This window comes from Nostoc sp. DedQUE09 (assembly GCF_034530915.1).
Classification (GTDB): domain Bacteria; phylum Cyanobacteriota; class Cyanobacteriia; order Cyanobacteriales; family Nostocaceae; genus Nostoc.
In genome coordinates this window covers 80,742-89,120 of sequence record NZ_JAVRCE010000030.1, presented here as the reverse complement: position 1 = coordinate 89,120, position 8,379 = coordinate 80,742, and the positions used below count along the sequence as shown (strand labels likewise).

The window sequence follows — 8,379 nt, the reverse complement described above, 5'->3', positions numbered from 1 at the left end:
GCACTCAGCACTCAGCACTCAGCACTCAGCACTCAGCACTCAACACTCAGCACTCAGCACTCAGCACTCAGCACTCAACACTCAGCACTCAGCACTCAGCACTCAGCACTCAGCACTCAGCACTCAGCACTCACCACTCAGCACTCAGCACTACTGGCGTCTCCCCTTCTCTACGAGACGCTACGCGAAGGGATAAGTTTTTCGATCAGCCGTTGTCTGCTTGGTGCTGGTGGTGTTGCTATTCGTAAAATTAGCTCTAACAACCAAGGGGCGAGGCGTTGACACAACACGGCTAAATGACTTTGCCATCCAACTAAAATTTCTGATGAATCATTTTGCATTCCGGTGACGAGTGCTTTAGCCACTTGCTGGGGAGTCATGGGGATTACCCAGCGAAATAACTTTAAGTCGCGCACCATGTCTGTGTCTGTCAAGGAAGGCAGTAATGCAATGACGCGAATATTGTGTTCAGCTAATTCTTGGCGCAAGGCTTGGGTAAATCCTAAGATGGCAAACTTGGTTGCTGAGTATGTCGCCATCGTTGGTGCTGCAACTTTCCCCATCAGGCTTGATACATTGACAATTGTCCCTTGTTTTTGGCTAGCCATGCGTCGAGCAATCAAACTAGTGAGGTTGTACATTCCTAACAAGTTCACCGAGAGTTCTTCTTGAACTTGGGGCATTTTAGATTGCAGAAATGAGCTTTGATATGCGACTCCCGCACAATTAACCAGCAGGTGAATCTGTCCATAATTTCGCCATAGTTGAGCAACAGCGATATTTACTTCAATTGTCTGCGTCAAATCTAAAGCCACGATCGCAGCTTCTGTACCCATAGCCTCGATTTCGTTGGCTACCTCCAATAACTTGCGGCGATCGCGTGCTACCAATATCATTCGCTTGATGCCTTGTTGCGCTAATTCGAGGGCGATCGCTCGTCCAATTCCACGCGAAGCCCCTGTAATTAGGGCAACTTTACCTTGAATCTCCATTAGTTTTATTCTCCAAAATTTAAGTCTTACCAAACTCCTCGTTATTGCCGATACACACAAGCAAAAGCTACTCACTTGTAGGCACAAAGTAAGACAAATAATCAATCACAATTGAAATCAAACTGAAACTAAGCCTTTAGTAATGAGACATTTCTTGGTTAATCTGCAATCCCTCATAGTTGTCTATATGAGGCAGAAATTTCTCGTTTTGAACCCGTCAAAGCCTAACACACTTGGCTGAATGGGTATAGCTCATAGATTTTATTTCTCCTAGATCCGAGCGTTCATCAGCATCGCTGTCATACACACGTTAGCAATTAAATCAAGCTATTGCAATATTCTTTAATAAGGATTTCTTAATACTTCTTAACGACAAATATATATATACAAAAGATTTTATTAAATAAGTTTTTATGAATCCCTCAGTACAAATATCTCACTTTCGTGACAAATAGCCCGATTTTAGGAAATTGTGATATCTAATTCATGGTTTAGAAACCAAAAAGACATATAGCATTTTGGCTGATAGTTGCAATAGTTGGAAGTCTCAACTAACTCATATAATTGCAACAGTATATTTACTGTTTTGTTGAAAAGAAAGGTTAATGGCTTTTATTTATTAGAAATAATCCAAAATACGCTAGATCGTTGTCTAAAACTATCTGTCAAGACTTTAGAATAAATAGTAATTTATTTAAATTTAGCTTTGAGTTCATCCAAGTAATGCTTGAGACTTGGCTCGTTCATAGCAAACTTAAATCATTCGCGAATAATAAGATCCCCAATTTCTTAGAAAATCGGGGATCTAACTGTAAGTCAATATAATTTCTAATTGATGATTCCGCCGAAAATCGCACTCCGTACATTTACGTAACTAGTTATTATTACCCCACAGTTAAATCGACTTACTCGCAGCAAAGATGGATATCAATACTGCTCGGTTAAGAATATTTGTAAGTTCGGTTGAGCGTAAGCGTTACCAAAAAACCAAGCAAAATGTTGAGTTTCGTTCCTTAGCCCAGAGCAGGACTTTTGATCTCAAGGTCTGAGCCGTCCCCCCTTACCAAGGCTGCGGTGTATACACAAGTCTAAAATAGTTTCTCACCTGCTTTTTCGCGTCAGTTTTACCCCACCCTAACCCTCCCCTTGCAAAGGGGAGGGAATTAGATTTCCGGCTTCCCCCTAATGCATCGGGGGGATTGAGGGGGGTAATTCGATTTGTATATATACCTAGCTTACCAAGGGGAGACTACAGGGGGGTTAAAACGATCTCAAATTCTCACGAATGATTTAGGACTGCTATATAAGCAACAGATACCTCGAAGTCGTGTTGAAGTACTCCAAAATCGTGTTGAGGTACTTCGAAGTCGTGTTGGGGTACTCCAAAATCGTGTTGAGGTACTCCAAAATCGTGTTGAGGTACTCCAAAATCGTGTTGGGGTACTCCAAAATCGTGTTGGGGTACTCCGAAGTCGTGTTGAAGTACTCCAAAATCGTGTTGAAGTACTCCGATGTCGTGTTGAGGTAGTTCAAACTTTGTCGCACCGCGTCGAGTACACAGGTGCATAGGCGTAGCAGCCCGCTGTAGCCATCGCTTTCATAAATCTCCACAAACAAAGCGATGTCTACGATGGTCACTAAGCTTGTCGTTCGCGGAGCGTCTCGTAGAGAAGTGCGGGCTACGCCTACGCTTGACTTTTAAAACAGTCGCTACACATTTCTATTTTTTAGCAAAACCTACGCAGTATTGACACCACTCTCTATTCCCCGTCTAAGTTGTAGTCTAAATACCTGAAAAATGCTAAAAAGCCTATCAGCTTAATTAAGGGGTTAAGAAGTCTAAATGGTTTCCTGGTTGGGCACGCAAGTCTTCCACAGTTCCCTGAATTTGTAATTTGCCTTGATTTAATAGCACAATCCAATCAGCACGGGCAATTACTCTAGGACGGTGACTAATCAGAATCGTAGTTTTGCCTTGGCGATGCAATAATAACTGATTCAAAACTTTAACTTCACTCACAGGATCTAGTCCAGCCGTTGATTCATCTAAAATTAAGACTGGTGGATCGTTGATGATGGCTCTTGCTATAGCCAATCTTTGCCGTTGTCCACCAGAAATATTTGACCCAAATTCACCTAATACAGTTTGATATTTTTCAGGTAGTTTACTAATAAAATCGTCCGCCTCAGCAATTTGGCAAGCGTTAACAATTTGCTCAAAAGTTACGTGAGGAGAACCTAAGCGAAAATTATCAATAATTGAGCGACTCCAAAAATGAGCCTCTTGCGGAACCAGAACAACTTGTTGCCGCAAGCAATCAAGGGCTAAATCTTGCAGGTTATAAATACCAATACGAATATTACCAGAATTAGGTGTATATAAACCTGCAATCAGTTTAGCAAGAGAACTTTTACCACAGCCGGATGTACCAATTAGAGCAATAACTTTACCGCCAGGAATAGTTAGGGAGAAATCTTGCAGTAACTCTAGCCTTCCAGGATAGTGAAAGTTGAGATTTGTGCAAATAATATCAGCCTTGCTAGGAATCTTCGTAAAAGGTTTTTTAGTATCGCCTTGATTTTCCGGTGTGGAATCGATAACTTCTGTTAAGCGCTGTGTGGCAGTTTTGGCACGAGTGAATTCATCTATAAAGTTGAGCATAGTACTAATGAATGACAAAAAATTACCATTCATTCCGTTAAATGCTAGCAGTTGACCGATGCTGAGTTCCTTGTTAATAACCAGAATGCTGCCGAAACCAATCAGACTAATGCTGCCAATACTAGAAACTAAACTAGAGAAAATACCGTTAATAATTCCAATCTGAACTGTGCGAAATGTTTGATTTGCTAAACGACCAAATCGGTTCTGAAATTCTTCCCAAAACTGGGGAGCTGCGGTAGTAGTTTTGAGTGTCAAGGCGCCTTTAAAGCTTTCAACTAGAACACCTTGATTTTCTGCATCTAAGACTAAGACACTTCTGATTTTTTGTTGAAGTGTAGGCAGAAAAACAATCGTAGACAAACTCATTATAATCGCAATAATCACACCAACTAAGGTAAGTTTCCAGCTATAGAACAGCATGAAACTTAAAGAAACTGCCGCAATCAATAATTGACTTGGTAAACTAATAATGGCTTGAGAAATTAATTGATTAATTTGTTGAATATCTTGCAATCTACTCACAATCTCGCCACTACGACGCGATTCATAGTAAGTCAAAGGCAACCGCAAGATTGTCCTAGCAAATTCTAGAATTAATCCTAACTCCAGCCGTTGGGCAAAATGGGCAATCAGGTTATATTGAACTAGTTTTAAACTACTTGACACAACATTCATCACCACAACGGCAACAATTACAGCAGCAAGAAGCTGGGTGTCACCTCGAACTAGTACATCATCCGTCAGAATTTGGAGCAGGATGGGAGAAGCTAATGAAAGCAGACCAATAATTAAAGCGCAGAGAAAAGCCTCGAATAGTATGTTTCCATAAGGCAATACACGCCGCACAAAGCGCCCAAATCCGTCAATCTTATCATCGGGTTGAGCATAAAAGCGAACCGAATCTGGCTCCAGCAAGAGCATCACCTTATCTGACCAAGCCTCCGTTAACTCTTTTTTAGAGACATAACGGATGTTAGCTGCTGGGTCGGCAACTATATATTTCTTGCCTTTTTGGCCATACAAAACAACCCAGTGGTAGCCTCTCCAGTGAATGATTGCTGGCAGTGGCGCTTGGTTCATCTTGTCTAATATTTCATTTGATGCTCTGACCGAGCGCGCATTGAAACCAAGTGCTTCGGCTCCCCGCCTCAGTCCTAACAATGTTGTTCCTAATTGACCAGTGCCTACCGCTTCCCGGATGTGATTTAGTGTAAAGTTGCGCTGATAATGTTTGGCAATGGAAGCAAGACAAGCCGCCCCACAATCTTCTTCACTATGTTGTGTAACAACTTGGTATTTCATTTCGCACTCCAGTATTTATATCGTGACAAAACCAAAAAAATAGCAGGGTCTTATCCCTGCATGGTTAAAAATTTAGCCCATAGTTTAGTCACATTATGGTTTTAATACTTAGACAGAATATCGTATTTTGATGCTCAGAGGGCTGTAACCAGCAACTTATATTAGTTATTTTGAATTCACTTTGTTAAATAAAAGCTGATACAAACTGTATTAATTTTTACTATCCTTACCTGTCTTTAAGATTGATCAAAGGTTATGGATATTGTGAGCGAAAAGCCTATGTAAAGTGTTATTGATAATTACCACTAGCAATTATCAATAACACTTTGTTAACTTTTTTAAAGAAAAGTAGATGGGTAGGAATAAACGTATGTTAAGATGACTGCCATAGAGAAACAGCTAATGGCTACCTAGGATTAAGTCGATTAGCAATTAAGCCGCACGCAAAATTAATTTAACCTGCGTCAACAGTGTAAATTAATTGAAACGTGAACTTTTATCCTGAGTAGAGACACGATTAACGTGTCTTTACGTTTATTATTTCCCTTCTACTGAACTTCATACAAGTTGCCTATTACCCTAGTCGTCGATAATAATGGTGTTGCTAGCAATTGCAGTTGGGTAAAAACCTTTTGCTTTAGCAATAGCAACTTGTTTTGCTACTACTACATTATTATTGGACACGTTAAAGAAGTAACCACCAGACAGATTGGCTTCTTCGTTAGTGCTTAATGCAGTAAACAATGTGCTTTCCATAGTTTTAGTTCTCACTTGATTGTTGGGTTTTAGATAACATCACACTGCATTCATCAATGCAATACAAGGCATTCATGAGTGCTTCTGTGCTGTTACGAACATTATATGGGTGAAACTAGTTTGATAAAACAACTATTTTCTTAAGAAATATATATTACAAGTTCTTTGCAAACATCCTACTTGGCTAATATTTATACTACTTTCACTATTTTATGAAAAAACCATGAGTTTTATTCTCTTTACAGAGATAAATCTTCTGGATTTAATTGTATGGCAAAAATATGTATGCGTAGAAAAATTTTTTCGAATAAATAATGTCTAATTTAATACAAAAATAACAAGGAAATTAACGTATTAATACTGTTAGTGAGGCACAAACCTTAAAGAAAGAGTATCAAATAAGTTAAATAGTATTTTGTTATACAAAATCATGAAAAAGCAAGTTTGGATAACTCTAAAAATTTTACTTGATTTTTAAATTCACGTATTATCACGTAAGTATTGTCTTTTTTTGATTTTGCTTATACAGAGACTATTTAAAATAGCATAAAAGATTGTGATAACAACGCTTTTAAACTAGCTTAACTACTTATTAATTAGAAGAGAAAAGAAAAGTTTTTCTGCCTATTATAGAAATTTTTACAAGTAAATAAAGAAAAGATAAAATTTTAAAAGGAAATTATAAAGATTTGGTCTTTTTACTAAAAGGCACTAATTGTTATATAGACTTAGGCTATGGATCACTTTTTAGCTATTGCTGATGCAGAAACCTCTAAGATAAGCGGCTTATCTTCTCCCAAGGGAAGAGGCTAAGAAGACTAAGCTTTCAGAGGATGTTTGAAAAGTCGTAAAATATACTAAAAAACCCTTTTCCAACCTCTCCCAAAAGGTAGAGAGGCTTGGAAATCCTCCCTTTTCTTCTAAAAAAGGGGGCTAGGGACGTTAGATATCTAAGGCTTGAATGTTAGCAATAATACTTTTCAAACAACCTCTCAGAGTGAGAAAGGAGGCTCCTAACTTTAAAAGACTCGTTCAATAAATATCTATATATATAGATGTAATGTCGCTCCGCATTTTCATAGTTGGTAGTGTACAAAGTTCATAACGATTACCTTCTTATACTAGCTAGCTATTTGCTAGATTGTTTGCACAATCAAAATATTTTTTAACTTATATGCTTATTGACCCACAACCAGACTTTCTCCGCCCAGTTGAAAGCGACGAATATCTTCCTCCAATTAGTAGTTGGACATGGCTGGGAGGGATATTTTTAATTGGAAGTGTTGGCGCTGCCTTCGGTCTTGCAAGTGTCATTCAATACAATATAGTCGTGAGAGCGGATGGTACTGTCCGTCCAACGGGAGAAATACGGTTAGTGCAAGCAGCAGTAGAGGGAACAGTTAGAAGCATTAGGGTAAAAGAAAATCAAGTTGTGAAAAGGGGAGATGAGATTGCACTGCTCTACGACGCCCAATTACAAAGTAAAAAAAGTCAAATTGCTGGAAATATCCGGCAGAATCATTTACAAAGAACCCAAATCGATGCACAACTAAGAGCGCTACAGAATCAAATCACAGCTGAATCCAATTCGATGGGACAGGCGATTATTTCCGCGCAAGCCGATCTAAGTCGTAATCAACGGGATTATGGAGACAAGCGAATTACCAGTAAGGCAGAAGTGGAAGAAGTAGAAGCTTCTGTGGAGTTAGCGAGGGAGGAACTGAAGCGATATCAGCAGTTAGCAAATACTGGAGCGATCGCAGCTTTACAGATTAAAGAAAAAGAACAAGCTTTTAAAGCAGCACTTGCCAGATTAGAAGGGATCAAAACTGGACTTAATCCCACTAGCGCCAATGTGGAGATCGCCCAAGAACGCATTGCCCAAGAACGGGCAAAGGGTCAGTCTATGCTTGCGGCATTGAACAAAGAAAGACAAGAACTTATTGGGCGTCAAGTAGAAATTCAAAATCAAATCAGCAGCGCTCAAGAAGAGCTAAAACAACTCTCAACAGAACTGCAAAAAACTGTAATTCAGGCTTCAGAGACAGGTACTATCCTGAAACTAGAATTAAGGAATCCTGGGCAAGTTGTTCGTGCTGGGGATGCGATCGCTCAAATTGCTCCTAGTAAGGGCCCTCTCGTCATCAAGGCCCGTGTTGCGGCTTCTGATATTAGCAAAGTACAGGTGTGTAAAGTCGTACAAGTAACAAAATGTTCAGAGGGGGAAGTACAAATGCGGCTTTCTGCCTATCCGTACCCAGATTACGGCATCCTCAAAGGAGCTGTTAGAGCCATAACCGCCGACGCTATTACATCTCAAGTTAACGGCAATCCAATTGCACCTTACTATGAGGTGACAATTGAGGCAGAAAGACCTTATTTAAAAAAGGACGATAAATCCTATCTTATTCAATCAGGGATGGAAGTTACAGCTGATATCATTTCCAAAAAAGAAACCGTAATGACATTTATTCTGAGAAAAGCAAGGCTGCTAACAGATTTGTAGGCTTTTTCTTGTATTCCACGCCATTGAGAACCACTCAGGATTTACGAATGTAAAACTAGCCCTCATCCCTCAACCCCTTCTCCCACACTTGGGAGAAGGGGAGTCAATTTTAAAGTTCATTTCAAAGTCCCTCTCCTTTGGGAGAGGAATTTAGGGCG

The 8,379-nt window shown here is 39.6% G+C and carries 6 protein-coding genes; 3 read left to right on the top strand and 3 right to left on the bottom strand.

Features of this window, described 5'->3' with window-relative positions; all coding sequences use genetic code 11:
- A partial coding sequence (locus RMY27_RS19665) for a hypothetical protein (protein WP_322666007.1) occupies positions 1-196 on the top strand: 196 nt, incomplete at its 5' end.
- On the opposite strand, the gene RMY27_RS19660 is transcribed toward RMY27_RS19665, so the two are convergent.
- On the bottom strand, positions 171-992 hold the full coding sequence (locus tag RMY27_RS19660) for an SDR family NAD(P)-dependent oxidoreductase (RefSeq protein WP_322666005.1): 822 nt from the start codon (positions 990-992) through the stop codon (positions 171-173). The two genes, RMY27_RS19665 and RMY27_RS19660, sit on opposite strands and share 26 nt — an antisense overlap.
- Before the next feature lie 1,218 nt (positions 993-2,210).
- On the opposite strand from RMY27_RS19660, the gene RMY27_RS19655 reads away from it, so the two are divergent.
- The gene (locus RMY27_RS19655; protein ID WP_322666003.1) at positions 2,211-2,561 is read left to right on the top strand and encodes a hypothetical protein; all 351 of its coding nucleotides are present in this window, start codon (positions 2,211-2,213) and stop codon (positions 2,559-2,561) included.
- 253 nt (positions 2,562-2,814) lie between these two features.
- On the opposite strand, the gene RMY27_RS19650 is transcribed toward RMY27_RS19655, so the two are convergent.
- Together RMY27_RS19650 and RMY27_RS19645 are read right to left on the bottom strand one after the other, a co-directional pair.
- Positions 2,815-4,959 (bottom strand): peptidase domain-containing ABC transporter, encoded by a 2,145-nt coding sequence (locus tag RMY27_RS19650; protein WP_322666002.1) that lies wholly within the window; start codon positions 4,957-4,959, stop codon positions 2,815-2,817.
- A gap of 579 nt (positions 4,960-5,538) precedes the next feature.
- Positions 5,539-5,715: a hypothetical protein gene (locus RMY27_RS19645; protein ID WP_322666001.1), complete on the bottom strand. Its 177-nt coding sequence runs from the start codon at positions 5,713-5,715 to the stop codon at positions 5,539-5,541.
- A gap of 1,174 nt (positions 5,716-6,889) precedes the next feature.
- On the opposite strand from RMY27_RS19645, the gene RMY27_RS19640 reads away from it, so the two are divergent.
- Entirely contained in the window at positions 6,890-8,221 is a 1,332-nt protein-coding gene (locus tag RMY27_RS19640) for an HlyD family efflux transporter periplasmic adaptor subunit (RefSeq protein WP_322666000.1), read from the top strand.
- Positions 8,222-8,379 lie beyond the last annotated feature (158 nt).

Bases quoted from the DNA above. Each gene is read 5' to 3' on its own strand.
- RMY27_RS19645 (WP_322666001.1), bottom strand. From the start codon at position 5,715: ATGGAAAGCACATTGTTTACTGCATTAAGCACTAACGAAGAAGCCAAT.
- RMY27_RS19660 (WP_322666005.1), bottom strand. From the start codon at position 992: ATGGAGATTCAAGGTAAAGTTGCCCTAATTACAGGGGCTTCGCGTGGA.
- RMY27_RS19650 (WP_322666002.1), bottom strand. From the start codon at position 4,959: ATGAAATACCAAGTTGTTACACAACATAGTGAAGAAGATTGTGGGGCG.
- RMY27_RS19640 (WP_322666000.1), top strand. From the start codon at position 6,890: ATGCTTATTGACCCACAACCAGACTTTCTCCGCCCAGTTGAAAGCGAC.